This window comes from Methylobacterium sp. NPDC080182 (assembly GCF_050281105.1).
Taxonomy (GTDB): Bacteria; Pseudomonadota; Alphaproteobacteria; order Rhizobiales; family Beijerinckiaceae; genus Methylobacterium.
Map to the genome: position 1 here is coordinate 322,042 of NZ_JBNNWO010000004.1, position 18,428 is coordinate 340,469.

Annotated in this window: 16 protein-coding genes and 1 pseudogene; 10 read left to right on the forward strand and 7 right to left on the reverse strand. The window is 73.0% G+C overall.

Annotated elements, in window-relative coordinates:
• Window positions 1-17: 17 nt before the first annotated feature.
• Window positions 18-1,100, forward strand: coding sequence for an MraY family glycosyltransferase (locus tag ACQKQD_RS10145; protein WP_427508246.1), 1,083 nt, complete (start codon window positions 18-20; stop codon window positions 1,098-1,100).
• A 16-nt stretch (window positions 1,101-1,116) separates the two neighbouring features.
• Window positions 1,117-2,037, forward strand: a complete 921-nt coding sequence (locus ACQKQD_RS10150) for an NAD-dependent epimerase/dehydratase family protein (RefSeq protein ID WP_427508247.1) — start codon at window positions 1,117-1,119, stop codon at window positions 2,035-2,037.
• Between the two features lie 13 nt (window positions 2,038-2,050).
• Here ACQKQD_RS10150 and ACQKQD_RS10155 read toward each other — a convergent pair whose 3' ends face one another.
• Complete coding sequence (locus tag ACQKQD_RS10155; RefSeq protein WP_020092444.1) at window positions 2,051-2,974, reverse strand: class I fructose-bisphosphate aldolase; 924 nt, start codon at window positions 2,972-2,974, stop codon at window positions 2,051-2,053.
• A gap of 214 nt (window positions 2,975-3,188) precedes the next feature.
• Here ACQKQD_RS10155 and ACQKQD_RS10160 point away from each other — a divergent pair, with 214 nt between their 5' ends.
• Window positions 3,189-3,713, forward strand: coding sequence for a SixA phosphatase family protein (locus tag ACQKQD_RS10160; RefSeq protein ID WP_132368666.1), 525 nt, complete (start codon window positions 3,189-3,191; stop codon window positions 3,711-3,713).
• A gap of 4 nt (window positions 3,714-3,717) precedes the next feature.
• Here ACQKQD_RS10160 and ACQKQD_RS10165 read toward each other — a convergent pair whose 3' ends face one another.
• Window positions 3,718-4,752, reverse strand: a complete 1,035-nt coding sequence (locus tag ACQKQD_RS10165; RefSeq protein WP_056523499.1) for an alpha/beta fold hydrolase — start codon at window positions 4,750-4,752, stop codon at window positions 3,718-3,720.
• A gap of 217 nt (window positions 4,753-4,969) precedes the next feature.
• Between ACQKQD_RS10165 and ACQKQD_RS10170 the strand changes: the two genes are divergently transcribed.
• Both ACQKQD_RS10170 and ACQKQD_RS10175 read left to right on the forward strand, forming a co-directional pair.
• Window positions 4,970-5,452 (forward strand): Hsp20 family protein, encoded by a 483-nt coding sequence (locus tag ACQKQD_RS10170; protein ID WP_427508248.1) that lies wholly within the window; start codon window positions 4,970-4,972, stop codon window positions 5,450-5,452.
• Between the two features lie 171 nt (window positions 5,453-5,623).
• Window positions 5,624-6,622, forward strand: a complete 999-nt coding sequence (locus tag ACQKQD_RS10175; protein ID WP_427508295.1) for a GNAT family N-acetyltransferase — start codon at window positions 5,624-5,626, stop codon at window positions 6,620-6,622.
• Window positions 6,623-6,764: 142 nt separating this feature from the next.
• On the opposite strand, the gene ACQKQD_RS10180 is transcribed toward ACQKQD_RS10175, so the two are convergent.
• Window positions 6,765-7,214: a DNA-directed RNA polymerase sigma-70 factor gene (locus tag ACQKQD_RS10180; RefSeq protein ID WP_026604809.1), complete on the reverse strand. Its 450-nt coding sequence runs from the start codon at window positions 7,212-7,214 to the stop codon at window positions 6,765-6,767.
• Window positions 7,215-7,420: 206 nt separating this feature from the next.
• Here ACQKQD_RS10180 and ACQKQD_RS10185 point away from each other — a divergent pair.
• The 4 genes and pseudogenes from ACQKQD_RS10185 to ACQKQD_RS10200 all read left to right on the forward strand — a co-directional run bounded on the left by ACQKQD_RS10185 (window position 7,421) and on the right by ACQKQD_RS10200 (window position 15,002).
• Window positions 7,421-7,841 (forward strand): annotated as a pseudogene (locus ACQKQD_RS10185) (Kdo hydroxylase family protein).
• A gap of 16 nt (window positions 7,842-7,857) precedes the next feature.
• Entirely contained in the window at window positions 7,858-8,157 is a 300-nt protein-coding gene (locus ACQKQD_RS10190; protein WP_427508249.1) for an antibiotic biosynthesis monooxygenase family protein, read from the forward strand.
• Between the two features lie 126 nt (window positions 8,158-8,283).
• Window positions 8,284-13,590 carry an alpha-2-macroglobulin family protein gene (locus tag ACQKQD_RS10195; protein WP_427508250.1) on the forward strand — a complete coding sequence of 1,769 codons (5,307 nt, stop codon included), beginning with the start codon at window positions 8,284-8,286 and terminating at the stop codon, window positions 13,588-13,590.
• Between the two features lie 287 nt (window positions 13,591-13,877).
• On the forward strand, window positions 13,878-15,002 hold the full coding sequence (locus ACQKQD_RS10200) for a mechanosensitive ion channel family protein (protein WP_042674797.1): 1,125 nt from the start codon (window positions 13,878-13,880) through the stop codon (window positions 15,000-15,002).
• A 103-nt stretch (window positions 15,003-15,105) separates the two neighbouring features.
• Here ACQKQD_RS10200 and rlmN read toward each other — a convergent pair whose 3' ends face one another.
• A complete protein-coding gene (gene rlmN / locus ACQKQD_RS10205) occupies window positions 15,106-16,380 on the reverse strand; it encodes a 23S rRNA (adenine(2503)-C(2))-methyltransferase RlmN (RefSeq protein WP_234080978.1) in 1,275 nt (424 codons plus the stop codon).
• A 98-nt stretch (window positions 16,381-16,478) separates the two neighbouring features.
• On the opposite strand from rlmN, the gene ACQKQD_RS10210 reads away from it, so the two are divergent.
• Window positions 16,479-17,135, forward strand: coding sequence for a class I SAM-dependent methyltransferase (locus ACQKQD_RS10210; protein WP_427508251.1), 657 nt, complete (start codon window positions 16,479-16,481; stop codon window positions 17,133-17,135).
• A gap of 156 nt (window positions 17,136-17,291) precedes the next feature.
• On the opposite strand, the gene grxD is transcribed toward ACQKQD_RS10210, so the two are convergent.
• The 3 genes from grxD to ACQKQD_RS10225 are packed head-to-tail and all read right to left on the reverse strand — an operon-like array spanning window position 17,292 to window position 18,424.
• Window positions 17,292-17,630 carry a Grx4 family monothiol glutaredoxin gene (gene grxD / locus ACQKQD_RS10215; RefSeq protein WP_012318124.1) on the reverse strand — a complete coding sequence of 113 codons (339 nt, stop codon included), beginning with the start codon at window positions 17,628-17,630 and terminating at the stop codon, window positions 17,292-17,294.
• Between the two features lie 39 nt (window positions 17,631-17,669).
• Entirely contained in the window at window positions 17,670-18,164 is a 495-nt protein-coding gene (locus ACQKQD_RS10220; protein WP_091979805.1) for a DUF29 domain-containing protein, read from the reverse strand.
• 23 nt (window positions 18,165-18,187) lie between these two features.
• Entirely contained in the window at window positions 18,188-18,424 is a 237-nt protein-coding gene (locus ACQKQD_RS10225; RefSeq protein WP_007568343.1) for a BolA family protein, read from the reverse strand.
• Between the last annotated feature and the right edge of the window lie 4 nt (window positions 18,425-18,428).

The window sequence follows — 18,428 nt, forward strand, 5'->3', positions numbered from 1 at the left end:
TCGCGTAGGACGGCGCCATGCCGCCCGATTTGCCGCCCGACGCGCCGCCCGCCCTGTCCACCCTCCCGTCCGCCCTGACCGCGATCCTGCTCCTGGCGGTGCCCCTCGCCGCCGCGCTCTCGGCGGGCCTGATCCTGCGCCTGCGCCCGCTGCTGCAGCGCTACGCCCTGGCCCGGCCGAACGCCCGATCCAGCCACACCGTGCCGACCCCGCAGGGGGGCGGGATCGCCGTGGTGACGGCGCTGGTCACGATCTCGGGCCTGCTGATCGCGGCGCCGGAGATCGGCGGCCGGCCGGACTGGATCTGGCTCGCCGGCGGCGCCCTGGCCCTGGCGGTCCTCGGCGCCGTGGACGACGTCCGGCCGCTGCCGGCCGCCCTGCGGCTCGCCGTGCAGGCCGTCGTGGTCGGCCTGCTGGTCTGGCACCTGGACGGGCGCCTGCTGCCCGGCCTGCCGCTCTGGCTGGAGCGCGGCCTGGCGCTGCTGGCGGGCCTGTGGTTCGTCAACCTGACGAACTTCATGGACGGGCTCGACTGGATGACGGTGGCGGAGATCGTCCCGGTGGCGGGCGCGCTCCTGCTCATCGGCCTCGCCGGGCACCTGCCGCCGCTGCCGACCCTGGTGGCGGCGAGCCTGCTCGGCGCGGTGCTGGGCTTCGCGCCGTTCAACCGGCCGGTCGCGCGGCTCTTCCTCGGGGATGTCGGCTCGCTGCCGGTCGGGCTCGTCACCGCGTGGCTGCTGTGCCAGCTCGCCCTGGCGGGCGGGCTCGCCGCCGCCCTGCTGCTGCCGCTCGTCTACCTCGCCGATGCCAGCCTGACTCTCGCTGCGCGGGCGGCGCGGGGCGAGCGGGTCTGGGAGGCGCATCGCGGGCACTATTACCAGCGGGCCACCGTCAACGGGCTGACCTTGCCCGGCGTGGTCGGACGGGTGTTCGCGGCCAATCTCGCCCTGGCGGCGCTCGCCGCCGCGACCTTGTTTTGGCCGTCCTGGCCGGTCACGCTCGCCGCATCGGCCGCCGGGCTCGCCCTGGTCGCCGCCCTGCTCCGCCGCTTCGCCCGCGCCCCGGCGCCGGCCCCAGCCGAAGGTGCCGCCCAGCCGTGACAGAGGCCGCCCAGCCGTGACCGGACTCATCGCGCTCACCGGGGCGACCGGGTTCATCGGCCGCCACCTGCTCGCCGACCTCACCGCGCGCGGCTACCGGGTCCGCGTGCTGCTGCGCCGGCCCACGACCGTGCCGGAGGGCGCGGCGAGCGCGGTCGTCGGCGACCTGACCCGCCCGATCAACATGGCGGCGGCCCTCAGCGGCGTCGACGCGGTGGTGCACTCGGCCGGCCTCGCCCATGCTATGTCGGGGGCACCGGAGGACGACTACCGCACGCTCAACACCGAGGCGACGCGCCGGCTGGCGGAGGCCGCGGCGCGCGCGAAGGTGCGCCGCTTCGTGTTCCTGTCGTCGATCCGCGCGCAGGTCGGGGCGAGCGCGCCGGGCGTGGTCGGGGAGGGCGATCCGCCCCGGCCCACCGACGCCTACGGCCGCTCCAAGCTCGAGGCCGAGGCAGCGCTCGCCGAGACCGGCCTGGACTGGGTCGCGCTGCGCCCGGTCCTCGTCTACGGCGCCGGCGTGAAGGGCAACATGGCCGCGCTCCTGCGGCTGGCGCGCAGTCCCTACCCGCTGCCGCTGGGCGGCCTCGCGGCGCGGCGCTCGCTGATCTCGCTGGAGAGCCTGTCGGGTGCCGTGGACGCGGTGCTGGCGGCGCCCGCCCCCCTGAACCGCGCCCTCGTGGCGGCCGATCCGGACCCGCTCAGCCTGCCCGAGATGATCGCGGCGCTGCGCCGGGGCCTCGGCCGCGGCCCGGGCCTCGTCCCGGTCCCGGCTGGGCTCCTCCGGCTGGCCTGCCGGCTGACCGGCCGGGACGCGCAGTTCGCCCGCGTCGCCGAGGGTCTCGTCGCCCGCGCCGACGGGCTCGCGTCCCTCGGCTGGCGGCCGGCCCGGCCGACCCGCGACGGGCTCGCCCGGCTGGCCCGCGACGGCGGCTGAACGCGAGGCTGCCTCAGCGGCCCGCGTAGATGTCGGTGATCTTGCCGAGCAGCGACAGGGCGTCCGCCTTCGAGCGCTGGAACGCGTTGCGGCCCACGATCGAGCCGAAGCCGCCGCCCGCCTGGATGGCGCGGATCTCGTCGAGGAAGCTGGCCTCCTCGGCCTGGGCGCCGCCGGAGAAGATCACGATCCGCCGGCCGTTGAAGGCGCACTGCACCACGTGGCGGACGCGCTCGGCCGCCGTGCCGATCGGGATGCCGGTCGATTCGTAGACCTTCTTCGCCGCCGGCTGCTCGATATGGGCCGAGGGCAGCTTCACCTTGATGATGTGGGCGCCGAGCTGCGCGGCGATCTGGGCCGCGTAGCCGATCACGTCGATGGCGGTCTCGCCCTCCTTCGACAGGGCCGAGCCGCGGGCGTAGGACCAGATCACCACGGCGAGGCCGACGCTCTTGGCCTCCTCGGCGATCGCGCGGATCTGCCCGTACATGGCGTTGCGGTGGGCGGAGCCCGGATAGATCGTGAAGCCGATGGCGCAGGCCCCGAGCCGCAGGGCGTCGGCCACCGAGCCGGTGATCGCCTGCTCGGGATCCTCCTCGTCGGCCAGGAGGTCGTGGTCGTTGAGCTTCAGGATCAGCGGGATGCGCCCGGCGTAGTCGCGCGCGCCCGCCTCCAGGAAGCCGAGCGGCGCCGCGTAGGCGTTGCATCCCGCCGCCAGGGCCAGCTCGAAATGGTAGTGCGGATCGTAGGCCGGCGGGTTCGGGCCGAAGCTGCGGGCGGGCCCGTGCTCGAAGCCCTGGTCGACGGGCAGGATCAGCATCTTGCCGGTGCCGCCGAGCTTGCCGTGCTCCAGCATCCGGGCGAGGTTGGTGAGGGTCCCGGGGCTGTCGGCCCCGTACCACGACAGGATCTCGGTGACGCGGGCGGATCGGTCCATCGGGCAGCCTCCTGGCCAGAGACCGTCGCGCCGCGGATCGGGCCGCGGGCCGTGCTGCGGACGGCTCCCGGTCGGAACGGTGCGGGCAAAGCCGCGGTTCCCGCGCGCGGCGCTTTCGGCTAACCGGGCGGGAGCGGGCGCCGCCCGGTCCGGCCGCGCGCGCCCGGACCGGCAGCCCCGAGACCGGCCCACGAGACGCGTCAGAGGTTCGCTCATGCGCAGGCTGATCCTGCTGCGGCACGCCAAGTCCGACCGTCCGCCGGGCGTGGCGGACCACGAGCGCCCGCTCAACGCGCGCGGGACACGGGCCGCCCCGGCGGTGGGCGCCCACCTCGCGCGGGAGGGCCTGTGCCCGGACCTCGCCCTGGTCTCCACCGCCGCGCGGACCCGCGAGACCTGGGCCGCGATGGAGGCGGCCCTCGGCAGCCCCGAGACGCGCTGGCATTCCGAGATCTACGAGGCGCCGGCGGACCGGATCCTCGGGGTGATCCGGCAGGCGCCCGACGCGGCCGCCACGCTGATCGTCGTCGGCCACAATCCGGGCCTCGGCGACCTCGCCGCAATCCTCGCGGGCTCGGGACCGCGGGCGGCCCGGGACCGGCTGGCCCTGGAATTCCCGACCGCGGCCTTCGTGGTGATCGACTTCGACGGCGACCGCTGGGCGGAGATCGCGCCGGACCGCGGGCACCTCGACCGGTACGTGCGCCCGCGGGACATCGACCCGGATCTCGGCGGCTGACGCCTCAGGCGACCGGCACCGCCACGGCGTGCGCCTCGACCTCCGCGTGGGTCGGCAGGGGCGAGCCCGGCACGAAGGCCTCGAAGGCCGCCCAGAAATCCTGCCGGATCGCGTCGCGCTCGGTCAGGATCTCGTGCCTGGAATCCGGCAGGACCAGGATATGGCCGGCCTTCAGCCGGGCGGCGAAGCGTTCGGTCTCCGCCGTGCCACAGACCGGGTCGGCGCCCGCCGCGACGATCAGGGTCGGCAGCCCGATCCGCGGCGCCGCCCGCGGGTCGCGCAGCCGCGCCATCGCGCGGAACGCCTCGGCGAGCCACGCGATCGTCGGGTCGCCGACCGCGCCGGCGCCGACCTGCCGCGCCGCCGCGGCGTTGCGAGCGTAGCGGATGGGATCGCGCGACAGGCGGTTGCCGGCGTACGGGTTGGTGGCGATCGAGACCGGCTTGCCGAACGGGATGTAGCGGCTCCCGAGGCCGAGCCGCTGCAGGCCCCGCGACAGGATCGCGGCGCCGGCCGGCCAGCGGACCATCCGGATCGACAGCATCGGCGCCAGGGTCACCAGCCGCCGGAACGGCAGCGCGCCGTCGAGGGCCGCGAGGAGCGCGACGCATCCGCCCATGGAATGCGCGAGGCCGACATGGGGCTCGGGCATCAGCGGCACCAGGATCGTCTCGGCCACCGCCCGCAGGTCGAGCCGGTAATCGTCGAACCGGGCGACGTGGCCCTTGTGGGGGTCGTCGACCCGGCGGTCCGATTCGCCCTGGCCGCGCCAGTCGAACGCCACGACCGCGAAGCCCCGGGCGCGCAGCTCGTGGATCGTCTCGTAGTACTTCTCGATGAACTCGGCCCGGCCCTGGAGCAGGCAGACCGTGCCCCGGCAGGTGCGCGCCGTGGTCTGCCAGTAGGCCGCCCGCAGGGTGCAGTCGTCGCGCGTGCCGACGGCGATCAGCGTGCCGCCCGGCGGGACCGGGTTGTCGGGCGTGCTGCGCAGGGTCAGGAGCGGCGGCTCGCGCCCGGTGTCACCGTCGAAGCGTCTCACTGGCCTCACCTCAGCGCCTCCGCGCACCGTCCGATACACGCCCGGATGCACTCTGCGACCGTAGCGAAAAAATCTCGTTTCCGACCCTCGCCGGGGGTCTTGAAGCGCGATTTTCCCCCTCCGATATCTCGTCTGTGCCGGCCGTCAGGCGGCACGAGAGACGGGTCCGGCCCATCGGGCGGACCGGAATTGCATGTTGCTCAGACGAGGATATGTCATGCGTCAGTTCGATCTCGCTCCCCTGTACCGCTCCACCGTCGGCTTCGACCGCCTGTTCTCCGCCCTCGACCAGTTCGCGAGCGCCGAGGCGGCCCCGACCTACCCGCCCTACAACATCGAGCGGACCGGCGAGAACGCCTACCGCATCACCGTCGCGGTTGCCGGCTTCACCGATTCCGACCTGTCGATCGAGGTGCGGGAGAACGCTCTCACGCTGAAGGGCGAGCGCAAGGCCGAGGGCAGGGCGGAGTTCCTGCACCAGGGCATCGCGGCCCGCGCCTTCGAGCGGCGGTTCCAGCTCGCCGACCACGTCCAGGTGACGGGTGCGGCGCTCGAGAACGGCCTCCTCCACATCGACCTCGTCCGCGAGGTTCCGGAGGCGAAGAAGCCCCGTCGCATTGAGATCGCCTCGGCGGCGCGCCCCAGCGCCCCGGTGATCGAGGGCGACGTCCGCAAGGACGCGGTCCAGCAGGCCGCCTGACCCCGCCCGCGCGGGAACCGTCAGGTCCACATCAGGTACCGATCAGGTTCTTGGAGCGCCCCGGCCCCGGCCGGGGCGCTTTCTCGTGGCGGCTGTCATAATGGCGTGTGGCCGTCGTGCTCTCTGTCGGATTCGACGGTGCACGGACGCGCACCCGGAGTGAACCCGACGATGGTCGCCAATCTCGCCCGCGGAGCCTACAGCGCGCTCGGAGCCGGCTGGCACAGGGGCGTGCAATGGGGCGTCGGCGCGCCGATCGCCAAGCTGCGCCGCCGGTCGGTCCCGCTGCCGGGCGTCGCGGGCGCGGGCGGAATCGACGACGTGCTCTCGGCCGAGCGGGCGATCCGCCTGCCCGAGCCGTTCGAGGGCCGCAGCCTCGGCCGCATCGGCAGCCTCGAGGTCCGGCTGGCGACGCGGAAATCGGAGATCCGGCGGGCCCAGCGGCTGCGCTATAAGGTCTTCTACGAGGAGATGTCGGCGGTGCCCTCCGGGCTCGCCGCCCTGTCCCGGCGCGACGTCGACGGCTACGACGCGGTCTGCGACCACCTCCTCGTCCTCGACCACGCGGCGCCGCGGCGGAAGAAGCCCTTTGTCGAGCCGCGCCCGAAGGTCGTCGGCACCTACCGGCTGCTGCGCGGCGAGGTGGCCGAGCGGCATACCGGCTTCTACTCGGAGAGCGAGTACGACCTCGCGCCGCTTCTCGCCGCGCAGGGGCACCGGCGGCTCCTGGAGCTCGGCCGCTCCTGCGTGCTCAAGCCCTACCGGAGCAAGCGGACCGTCGAGCTGCTGTGGCAGGGGATCTACGCCTACGTCCTGCACCACCGGATCGACGCGCTGATCGGCTGCGCGAGCCTGGAAGGCACCGACCCGGACCGGCTGGCCCTGCCGCTCGCCTTTCTGCACCACCATGCCCGCGCGCCGGAGGGCTGGCGGGCCCGGGCGCTGCCGGAGCGGGCGGTGGCGATGGATCGGATGCCGCGCGAGGCGGTGGACGCCAAGGCGGCCCTGCAGGCGCTGCCGCCCCTGATCAAGGGCTACCTGCGCCTCGGCGCCACCTTCGGCGACGGCGCGGTGATCGACCGCCAGTTCGGAACGACGGACGTGTTCGTCGCGCTGCCGGTCGAGGTGATCGGGGCGCGATACCGGGGCCATTTCGCGCCTGCCGGGTGAGAGTCGCTCCGGGAACCCCGAGGGTTTGCGCGCCCTCGTCCTTGCGAGCGCAGCGAAGCAATCCAGGATCGCCACGCTTCGCAGGGTCGCGCTGCCCTGGGTTGCTTCGCTGCGCTCGCAAGGACGAGGGCGCGGCAGCCCCTCAGAGATCCCCCAGAGCCAGCTGACCCTGGTTGCGCGCCTTCGGCGGCGCGGCCTTGCGCTCCTTGGCCCGCCCGGAGGCGGGGCGCGCGGCGGCCGCCTTCCTGGGCTTCGGGTCGCCGCGCATCCGGGCCACCGCCTTGTCGCGGGCCACGGCCTCCGGGGCGTTCGGGTCGTCGCTCAGCCATTTGCCGCGCTTGATCACCTCGTTCACGCGGCCCTGGTTGACTCCGACCTTGAAGGCGATCTCCTGCTGGGTCATGCCCGTCGTGGCGTGCAGGTCCAGGATCGCCCGGGCGAGTTCCGGGGTCATCTTCTGTCCGGTCAGCCGCCGGGCGGGCTTCACCGTCCGGGTGGCGCGGTCGCGCTCGCGCAAGCGCTCCAGCAGCGCCAGCGCCATGTTCATGCCGTGCTCGCGCAGGGCCTCCTCGAATTCCTTCAGGGTCGCCATCGGCGCCATCCTCCGCCGGGCTCTCGGGCCGGGTGCTGGCCGGGGAACGTGCCGGGAACGAAGCGGTTGCGCAAGCCGATCCGGCGGGTGCCCTCCGCCGCGCCGGTGGATGACACCCGCCGTCCACCGGAAATGCGCGGCCCTGGCCTCCCCCCGGCGGCTCCGCTAGAGGGGGCCGGACCGTGACGGCCGTGGGCGCGCAGACGATGATCACCCCGATCCGCAGAATTGTCCCCGGCGAGGCGTCCGGCTCCCGGGCGCGGGGGCTGGAGGCCGCGGCGGTGCTGCTGTTCCCCGATCTGCCCTTCCCGTTCAGCGCGTTCGAGCGCCGGTTCACCGAGCGGCCCTTCGCGGACGGCAGGGCCGAGAACGTCAGCATCCACGGCGAGGCGGCCGAGCTGCGCGGCGCGGCCGGCACGCCGGAGGGGCAGGAGTCCCTGCGCCGGCTGCTGATCCGCGTCCCCGCCTTCACCCGGGACCCTCTCGGACCTCGTGATGCACGGTGCCATGGGCGGCCGCTACATGCTGGAGCAGACCGCCTACCTGCCGGTCGCCGCCCAGGCCGACCCCACCTTAAGCCCGCAGCGCATCCTCGCGGCCAAGCTCGGCCGCGCCCGTCGCACCTGAGACAGGAACCGCACCGATGATCCTCGAAATCGCGCAGATTGAGATCAAGCCCGGCCTCGAGGCCGAGTTCGAGAAGGTCATCACCGAGGCCTCGGCGATCTTCAAGCAGGCCAAGGGCTGCCGGCACTTCGAGGTCCGGCGCTCGATCGAGCATCCGCAGCGCTACCGCCTGCTGATCCACTGGGACACGCTGGAGGCCCACACCAAGGACTTCACCGGCTCGCAGCCCTGGCAGGATTACCGCGCCCTGGTCTCCCACTGCTTCGCCGGCCCGGTCGCCGTCGAGCACGCCGAGCAGGTGCTGAAGGCGTTCTGAGCCTCGGCGCGAGGCCGGGCGGGGCCTACAGCGATCCGAAGCGTTGCGAGCCCGACCGCCGGTGCTAGGCTCCCGCGCGACGGGACCCGGAACGAATCATCGGGATTGCGGGTGGGGAACAGGCTGATGGCGCGGCTCGGACGGCTCGCGGGTGCCCTGGCGCTCCTCGGAGGAATCGCCAGCAATCCGGCCCTCGCCCAGACCTCGCCAGCCCTGTCCCCACCTGCGGCCCGCACCGCGCCCCGCCCGGCGACGGCTGTCTCCGCGCCGTTCGCCAGGACCTTCGTCCGGGCCGACCTCGCCAGCGCGGCGGTCCGCCTGGAGACCGCGCTGAAGGCGGAGGCCGGGGGCCCGCTGCGGCCCGCCGGCCAGTCCCGCGCGGCCGGGCTGGCCCTGCTCGCCGCCGACAAGCCCGACGAGGCGCTGGCGCCTTTGACCGCCGCGGTGGCGGCCGATCCGGCCGACGCGCGCAACTGGCAGGCCTATGCCCGGGGGGCTGCGGCGGCCCTGGGTGCCCTCGAGGACAACGACTACCAGGGCCGGTCGCGCCTGCGCGGGCGGGTGACGGCCGCCGCCTACCGCGCCTACGAGCGCGCCGGCACGGCGGCCGACGCCGCGGCCGCGCTGGCGGCGCTCGCCGCCGCCGAGGCCGAGCAGGAATCCTGGCGCCCGGCGCTCGACGCCTACGCGGCGAGCCTCGCCCTGGCCGAGACCGGTTCGGTCCGGGAGACTTACGAGACCGTGCGGGCGCAGCACGGCTTCCGGATCCTCGACTACAAGGTCGATTCCGACGCGGCCGCCCCCCGGGCCTGCTTCACCTTCTCGGAGGCGATCCGCCCCAAGACCGACTACGCCCCCTTCGTCGCCGTCTCCGGCAGCAGCGCGGCCGCCGTGACCGGGGAGGGCTCCCAGGTCTGCGTCGACGGGCTCAAGCACGGCGGCCGCTACGCCATCGTGGTCCGCCAGGGCCTGCCCTCCGCGGTCGGCGAGAGCCTGCTCAAGGCCGCCGATTACGAGATCTACGTCCGCGACCGCGCCCCGCAGGTGCGCTTCACCGGGCGCAACTACGTCCTGCCGCGGACGGGCCAAGCGGGCGTGCCCCTGGTCTCGGTGAACGCGCCGAAGCTCGACGTCGAGGTTCTGCGGATCGGCGATCGCGGCCTGCTGCCGACCCTGCGGTCGGAGGATTTCCTGGGCCAGCTCAGCGGGTCCACCGCCCGGACGATCGCGTCCGAGAAGGGTCAGCGCGTCTGGAAGGGCACCCTCGACACCGCCAAGGCCGAGCTGAACCAGGAGGCGGTCACCGCCTTCCCGGTTCTCCAGGCCGTGGGCAAGCTCGAGCCCGGACTCTACGTGATGCTGGCCCGCCCCTCCGGCACGGCCGCCGCCGACGAGGAGTACGACACCCAGGCGACCCAGTGGTTCGTGGTCTCCGACCTGGGGCTCACCGCCACCAAGGGCCGGGACGGGGTCACCGTGGTCCTGCGCTCGCTCGCCTCCGCGCAGGTGATGCCGGGCGCCGAGATCCGGCTGGTCGCCCGCAACAACGAGGTGCTGGGCACCCGGACCACGGACGCGCAGGGCCACGTCGCCTTCGATCCCGGGCTCGCCCGCGGGGAGGGCGGCCTGGCGCCGAGCCTCGTGGTCGCGCAGGCGGGCGGCGATTACGGCTTCCTCGACCTCAACCTCGGCGCCTTCGACCTCACCGACCGCGGCGTGAAGGGACGGCCCGAGACCGGCGGCCTCGACGCCTACCTGTTCCCGGAGCGCGGGGTCTACCGCACGGGCGAGACCGTCCAGCTCACCGCCCTGCTGCGCGACCCCCGCGGCGCCGCCGTGCCGGACCTGCCGCTGACCCTGGTGGTCAAGCGGCCGGACGGGGTCGAGTACCGGCGCGTCTCGGTGCCCGACCAGGGGCTCGGCGGCCGGGCCCTGCCGCTGCCGCTCCTGTCGGGGGCGATGCACGGCACGTGGCGGGTCTCCGCCTACACGGACCCGAAGGCGCCCGCGATCGGCGAGACCAGCTTCCTCGTGGAGGATTACGTCCCCGAGCGGCTGGAGGTGACCCTCAAGGCCCGGCAGGCGGCCCTGAACCGGGGCGAGGCCGCGCAGGTCGACGTCGCCGCCCGCTACCTCTACGGCGCCCCGGGCTCCGATCTCGACGTATCGGGCAGCGTGACCGTGCAGGCGGCGGCCACCAGCGGCATCAAGGGGCTGGAGACTTATTCCATCGGTCTCGACGACGAGGCCGTGGAGCCGACGACCCAGGAGTTGCAGGACCACGCCACCACGAACGCGCAGGGTGCCGCCACCGTCACGGTGCCGGTACCCCAGGTCGCGGCACCGCGGGCGCTGGAAGCGAAGATCACGCTGGCGGTCGGCGAGCCCGGCGGCCGGGCGCTGTCGCGCAGCCTGACCCTGCCGATCCTCCCGGCCAACCCGGTCCTCGCCCTGCGCAAGGGCTTCACCGACCTCAAGGAGGGCGGGATCGCGGGCTTCGACGCGGTGTTCGCGCGCCCCGACGGGGCGCTCCTGGCCCGGCCGGGCGTGAGCTGGACCCTGTCGCGGATCGACTCCTCCTATCAGTGGTACCGGGCGGACGGGCGCTGGTCGTTCGAGGCGGTCAAGTCCGCCCGGCGCGTCGCCAGCGGCACCGTCGACCTCACGGCCGCCGGCCCGAGCCGGATCGAGGCGCCGGTCGGCCTCGGCCGCTACCGGCTGGAGGTCTCGACCGCGGGCGCCCCGGAGGCGGGTGCGAGCCTCGGCTTCGAGGTGGGCTGGGGCGGCTCCGAGACCGCGGAAGCGCCCGACCTGCTCGACCTGACCCTCGACAAGGCCGCCTACGCGGCCGGCGACACACTGCGGGCCAAGCTCAGCCCGAAGTTCAAGGGTCAGGCCAGCCTGATGGTCGTCAGCGACCGCGTTCACCAGACCCTGGAAGTCAGCGTGCCGGAGGGCGGCACAACAGTCAGCATTCCGGTGAAGGCCGAGTGGGGCGCCGGCGCCTACCTGGTGGCCACCGCCTACCGGCCCCTCGACCAAGCGGCCAAGCGCCTGCCCGGCCGGGCGCTGGGTCTGGCGTGGTTCTCGGTGGACCGGGAGCGGCGCAGCCTCGGGGTCGCCCTGAAGGCGCCGGCGCGGGCGCGCCCGCGCCAGGACCTGACCCTGCCGGTCCAGCTCACGGGACTGAAGGCCGGCGAGCCGGCGCGGATCACCGTGGCGCTGGTCGATGTCGGCATCCTCAACCTGACCCGCTACGCGGCGCCGGACCCGACCCAGTACTTCCTCGGCCAGCGGGCGCTCGGACCGGAGGTCCGCGACCTCTACGGCTACCTGATCGACGGCATGCAGGGCTCTGCCGGGGCGATCCGCTCCGGCGGCGACGCGGGCGGCGGCGAACTGGCCGATTCCCCGCCGACCCAGGCGCCGCTGGCGCTCTATTCCGGCGTGGTGACCGTGGGGTCGGACGGCGCGGCCAGCGTCACCTTCCCGATCCCGGCCTTCAACGGCACCGGCCGCGTCATGGTCACCGCCTGGAGCGGCGACCGGGTCGGGCAGGCCCAGGCCGACGTGATCATCCGCGATCCGGTCGTGCTCAGCGCCACGCTCCCGCGCTTCCTCGACACCGGCGACCGCTCGCGCCTGTTCGTGGCCCTCGACAACGTCGAGGGGCAGGCGGGCGAGTACACGGTCGACCTGAGCCCGACCGGCCCGGTCGTGGTCGGCGCCAGCGCGCTGCGCCAGACGCTGCGGCTGGAGGCCGGCGCGAAGGGCCAGTTCGCGATCCCCCTCACCGCCGCCGGACCCGGCACGGCCCGGCTCGACCTCGCCCTGTCGGGGCCCGGCCTCCCGGCCGCCCTCAATCAGAGCTTCGCCCTCGGGATCTCGCCGGGGACGGGCGCCCTGCTGCGCCGCTCGGTGCGCAGCCTCGCCCCCGGGGCGAACCTGACGCTGACCTCGGACCTCCTCGCCGACCTGCAGCCCGGCACCGGCAGCGTCTCGCTCTCGGCCACGGCCCTCCCCGGGGTCGACGTGGCGGCCCTGCTCCGGGCGCTCGACCGCTACCCCTACGGTTGCTCCGAGCAGGTGGTGAGCCGGGCGATGCCGCTGCTCTACGTCAACAAGCTCGCGGCGCTGGAGAAGCTCGCCCTCGACAACGGCGCCGACGAAAGGGTGCGCGAGTCGATCGAGCGCCTGCTCGCCCGCCAGGATTCGAGCGGCGATTTCGGCCTGTGGTCGGCGCAGGGATCGAGCGACCTCTGGCTCGACGCCTACGTGACCGACTTCCTGACCCGCGCCCGCGAGCGCAACTTCGCGGTGCCGCAGAAGGCCTTCGCCCAGGCCCTCGACTACCTTCGCAACGCGGTGGCCAACGCCACCGAGGTGCGGGGCGGCGGCGCCGACCTCGCCTACGCGGCCTACGTGCTCGCCCGGAACGGGCGGCCGGTGATGGGCGACCTGCGCTACCTCGCCGACACCAAGATCGGCGACTTCTCCTCCGCCCTCGGGCGCGCGCAGCTCGCCGCCGCCCTGGCGCTGCTCGGCGACCGCGGCCGGGCCGCCAAGACCATGGAATCGGCGCTCACGGTCCTGCGCGCCGAGCGCGACAAGGGTGTCTACCGCGCCGATTACGGCTCCCGCCTGCGCGACGGGGCCGGGCTCATCACCCTGGCCGCCGAGAGCGGGCTGGCGCAGGGAGCGCTGGGCCCCGCGGCTTCCGCGCTCGGCGAGGAGCAGCAATCCGAGCGTGCGACGAGCACGCAGGAGAATGCCTGGCTGGTGCTCGCCGCCGAGAGCCTGTCGAACGAGGCGGGCGCCCTCTCGTTCACCCTGGACGGCGCCCCGCAGACCGGGATGCTGGCGCGGGTCTATCGGGAGGCGGCCCTGGCCGACCGGGGCGTTCAGCTCACCAATACCGGCCGCGCGCCTGTGCAGGTGGCCGTGACCGTGAACGGCAGCCCCCTGGTGCCGGAGCCGGCGGCGCAGCAGGGCTACACGATCGAGCGCAGCTTCCGCCGCCTCGACGGCAGCGTCGTCGAGGCGGCGAGCGGCCTGCGCCAGAACGACAGGCTGGTGGTGGTGCTCAAGGTCACCGAGGCCAAGGCGGAGGCGGCGCGGCTCCTCTTGGTCGACCCGCTGCCGGCGGGGCTGGAGATCGACAATCCGAAGCTCCTCGACGCCGACGCGCTCCAGGGGCTCGCCTTCGCCAAGTCCGACGTGCAGCCGGTCCACACCGAGTTCCGGGACGACCGCTTCGTAGCCGCCTACGACCGCGACCCGAGCCAGTCGGCCTTCTTCACCGTGGCCTACACGGTGCGGGCGGTCTCGCCCGGGACCTACGTCCATCCGGGCGCCACCGTGGAAGACATGTACCGGCCGGCGCGGTTCGGCCGGACCGCCTCGGGCAGCGTGACGGTCGGGGCGGCGAAGTAGGGCGGGCGTTCGGACGCTTCGATCGGTGCTCCCGCCCGTCATCGCGAGCGGAGCGAAGCGACCCAGGGTAGCGCGACATCACCGAACGTGATGCTGCCCTGGATTGCTTCGCTCCGCTCGCAAGGACGGGGGTGCCGAGGCCGTCGTCCGGATCCGACTAGGACGTCACGGCGCAACCCGCCGGGCCGGGCTGCTGCGTTGCGGCGGGCACATGGTGCGCTGCGGAACCGCCGCGAGCGCCCACCCATTCCTCCAAGTCCCGTTCGGAACCCGTGGAGCGATGCCCGATGCCGGACCTCGACGCGCTCGCCGGCTCCGCAGCCCGCGCGCTGGCCTACCTGCCGTGGTGGGCCGAGAGCCTGATCCTCATCGTCGCCTGCTGCGCCGTGGTGATGCCCCTGCACGGGGTGGTCTACCGGGCGATGAAGCGGGCGGTCGCGGGCAAGAGCCTGTTCTGGCGCTCGCTGGTCTCGCGTACCCGCGGGCCGAGCCGCCTCGGCCTGATCGTGGTGGCGATCAGCCTCGCCTCGACCACCGTGCACCTGTCCTGGGAGGTGCGGATCGCCCTCAACCAGATCCTGCTGGTGGCCTTCGTGACGCTGACCGGCTGGTGCTGCGCCACGGCGCTGCACATCGCCACGGTGATCTACCTGCGGCGGTTCAAGCTCGACGCCGAGGACAACCTCCTGGCGCGCAAGCACTTCACGCAGATGCGCATCCTGGAGCGGGCCGGCGTGACGCTGGTGGCGCTCGTCACCCTGTCTGTGGCGCTGATGACCTTCGAGCCGGTGCGCCAGTACGGCGTCAGCCTGCTCGCCTCGGCGGGCGCGGCGGGCCTCGTCCTCGGTCTCGCCATGCAGCCGGTCCTGTCGAACCTCGTGGCCGGTATCCAGATCGCCATCACCCAGCCGATCCGGATCGAGGACGCGATCATCGTCGAGAACGAGTGGGGCTGGGTCGAGGAGATCACCGCGACCTACGTGGTGGTCCGCCTCTGGGACTGGCGCCGGCTGGTCCTGCCGCTGACCTACTTCATCCAGAAGCCGTTCCAGAACTGGACCCGCGACGGCGCCTCGCTGATCGGCAGCGTGTTCGTCTACGTCGACCACCGGGCGCCGGTCGCGGCGATGCGCGAGAAGCTCGCCGAGATCGCCGGGGCCACGCCCCTGTGGGACGGCAAGGTGGTCAACCTTCAGGTCTCGGACGCGAAGGAAGCGACGATTGAGATCCGGATGCTGGTCAGCGCCCGCAACGCGCCCCAGGCCTGGGACCTGCGCTGCGTGGTCCGCGAGGCGATGATCACGTGGCTCCAGGCCGAGCACCCCGAGGCCCTGCCGCGGCATCGCACGGAATGGGTCGGGGCCGCGGAGATGCCGCTTCGCCGTGCGGAGGAGCGGCGGTTTGCGGCGTGAGCCACCTCGTCATCGCGAGCGCAGCGAAGCGACCCAGGGCTGCGCGCCATCTGTGCGCGTGGCGCTTCTCTGGATTGCTTCGCTGCGCTCGCAAAGACGGGTGTCAGTCGTCGGCGCCGGCGTAAAAACTCTCCACGCCGATGCCTTCCTCCTGCATCAGCCGGGCGCGAGCGCGCAGCTTCTCGGTCTCGCTCTTGAGCTGTCCGCAGGCCGCCAGGATGTCCCGGCCCCGGGGCGTGCGGACCGGCGAGGCGTAGCCGGCGTTGAACACGATCTCGGAGAAGCGCTCGATCCGGTCCCAGTCCGAGCACTCGTAGCGGCTGCCCGGCCAGGGGTTGAACGGGATCAGGTTGATCTTGGCCGGGATGCCCTTGAGCAGGCGGACCAGCTCCCGCGCGTCCGCGTCCGAATCGTTGACGCCCTTCAGCATCACGTACTCGAAGGTGATCCGGCGGGCGTTGCTCAGGCCCGGATAGGCCCGGCAGGCCGCGAGCAGCTCGGCGATCGGGTATTTCCGGTTGAGCGGCACCAGGTCGTCGCGCAGGTCGTCGCGCACGGCGTGGAGCGAGATCGCCAGCATGGCGTTGGCCTGCTCGCCGAGCCGCGGGATCTGCGGCACGACCCCCGACGTCGAGACCGTGATCCGGCGGCGGGACAGGGCGAGCCCCTCCTGGTCCGACATCACCCCGACAGCGTCGACCACGGCGTCGAGGTTGTAGAGGGGCTCGCCCATGCCCATGAACACGATGTTGGTCACGAGCCGGCCGACCTCGCCGGAGCCGCCGGCGTCGCGGCTCGGCATCTGGCCGGGCCAGTCGCCGAGCTCGTCCCGGGCGGTGACGAGCTGCTGCACGATCTCGGCCGCCGAGAGGTTGCGCACGAGGCGCTGCGTGCCGGTGTGGCAGAACGAGCAGGTCAGCGTGCAGCCGACCTGGGAGGACACGCAAAGCGTGCCGCGGTCGGGCCCCGGAATGTAGACGCACTCGATCTCGGCGCCGCGGTTGTGCTCCTGCCGGTTGGTCGGCGCCATGCGCAGGAGCCACTTGCGGGTGCCGTCGCGCGAGACCTGCCGGCTCGCCACCTCCGGCCGCTCTAGGGTGAAGTGCTCGGCGAGCTGCGCCTTCAGCGCCTTGCCGACGTTGGTCATCTCGGCGAAGTCGGACGCCCCGCGGAAATTGACCCAGTGCCAGACCTGGCCGGCGCGCATCCGGCTCTCGCGCTCGGGCACGCCCATGCCGATGAGCTGTGCCTTGAGGGCGTCGCGGGTCAGGCCGACCAGCGAGGGGCGGCGGCCGGGCAGCGCCTCGGGGAGGAGATCCGGCGCCTTCTCGATCGCGGCATCGGCCGCGCGGGCGCTGTCGAGCGACGGCGTCGCCATGGCGTTCAAACGATCCATACGTTGGAAAGGGTCTGATATAGGCGATCGCGGCGGCGAAGGCGAATGCGTGCCGCCCACAGGGGCCCTGACGGAGAGCCATGGCGACCGACACCCGAGCCGGGCAGGCGATCTACAATCCGCGGACGCTGCAGATCTACGACCTTGTCGTGCTGCGCCTGTCGAACCCGCTGATCTGGCGCTGCCCCACGGCGCGGATCCTCGATCTCTACGACCGGCACGCAGGCCTCGCGCATCTCGACGTCGGGGTCGGGACCGGCTGGTACCTCGACCGATGCCGGTTCCCGGCGCCCGCGCCGCGGGTCGGCCTGATGGACCTCAACGCCGACAGCCTCACCTTCGCGGCCGACCGGATCGCGCGCTACCGGCCCGAGACCTACCGGGTCGACGTGCTCGTCGCCCCGGCCACCGGCATCGCGCCGTTCGACTCGATCGGGATGACCTACCTGCTGCACTGCCTGCCGGGCGACATCGCCGCGAAGGCGAGGGCCTTCGACACGGTGCGACCGTGCCTGGCCGATGACGGCGTGGTGTTCGGCGCCACGATCCTCGCGGCCGGCGTCCCGACCACGGGCGCGGCGCGGGCGCTGATGCGGGTCTACAACCGCAAGGGGGTGTTCTCGAACGCCGCCGACACCCTGCCGGACCTGCGCGCGGCGCTGGACCGGCGCTTCAGGTCGGTCGAGATCACGGTCGTCGGCTGCGTGGCGCTGTTCGTCGCGCGCGAGCCGCGCTGAGTCGGTTGCCGTCTTTGCGAGCGGAGCGAAGCAATCCAGCGGCGCCACGCCCGCCGAGCTCGCGCTGCCCTGGGTTGCTTCGCTGCGCTCGCAAAGACGGGCACGAAAAAGGGCGCCCGCGGGCGCCCTCATCCAATGTGCCGAGTCTCGAAAGAGTCAGGCAGCGGCGGTCTTCACCGGCACGCCCTTCTCGGACAGGAAAGTCTGCAACTCGCCTGACTGGAACATCTCGCGAGTGATGTCGCAGCCGCCGACGAACTCGCCCTTCACGTAGATCTGCGGGATGGTCGGCCAGTTCGAGAAGGCCTTGATGCCCTCCCGGATCTCCTGATCGGCCAGGACATTCACGCCCTTGAACGGCACGCCGAGGTAGTTGAGGATCTGCACCACCTGCCCCGAGAAGCCGCATTGCGGCATCTGCGGCGTGCCCTTCATGAACACCACCACGTCCTGGGAGGCGATCTCGTTCTGGATGGTCGTGTTGACGTCGGTCATCGCTCTGTCCTTGCTTATCGCTTGTATGTGAGGCCTGAATCAGCGGCGCGCAACCGACGCGGCGATCGTACGAAGTGCGCGCTCGATATCGAAAGTCTCGGTCAGCAGATCCTCAGGACGGAACGGGCAGGCCTCCGGCAGCCCCGGGAGCAGCGCGTTCCCATAGGCGCTAAGACCAGCCTCGGCCGCCGTGACGGCCGATTTCCAGATCCTGTTCCAGTTCAGCCTTTGCCGCATCGACGCTTCGTAGGTGTTCCGGGCGGTGATCTGGAAGGTCGCGATCTCCTCCCGCCAGTGCAGGCTGGCCGGTGCGAGCGGGGCGGATGCGCGCTTGAGGAGGTGGGCGAGCGTCTGGATCAGCAGACCTTCGACGGCCCGCAGATGCGAACGCCCAACGCTCTCGATCTCCTCGGCAACGTTCTCCCAATCGACCGCGTTCGACAGCTCAGGTCGTTCGGCCAGCGCGCGCAGGGCCGCCGCCTGCTCCTCGGCCCAGGTCACGATGTCGTCGTCGTAGAGACCCGGTCGATCCATCGGGAGCGCTCCCGCCAGAAGGCTCAATCCTGCGGGACGCCCGTGGTCAGCGCAAGGGCGTGGAGCACGCCGCCCATCCGGCCCTGGAGGGCGCCGTAGACCATCTGGTGCTGCGCGACCCGGGTCTTGCCCTTGAAGGCCGCCGACAGGACGGTGGCGGCGTAGTGGTCGCCGTCGCCCGCGAGGTCGCGGATCTCCACCTGCGCGTCCGGCAGGGCCTCGCGGATCATGCGCTCGATCTCGCCCGCATCCATCGGCATCGGG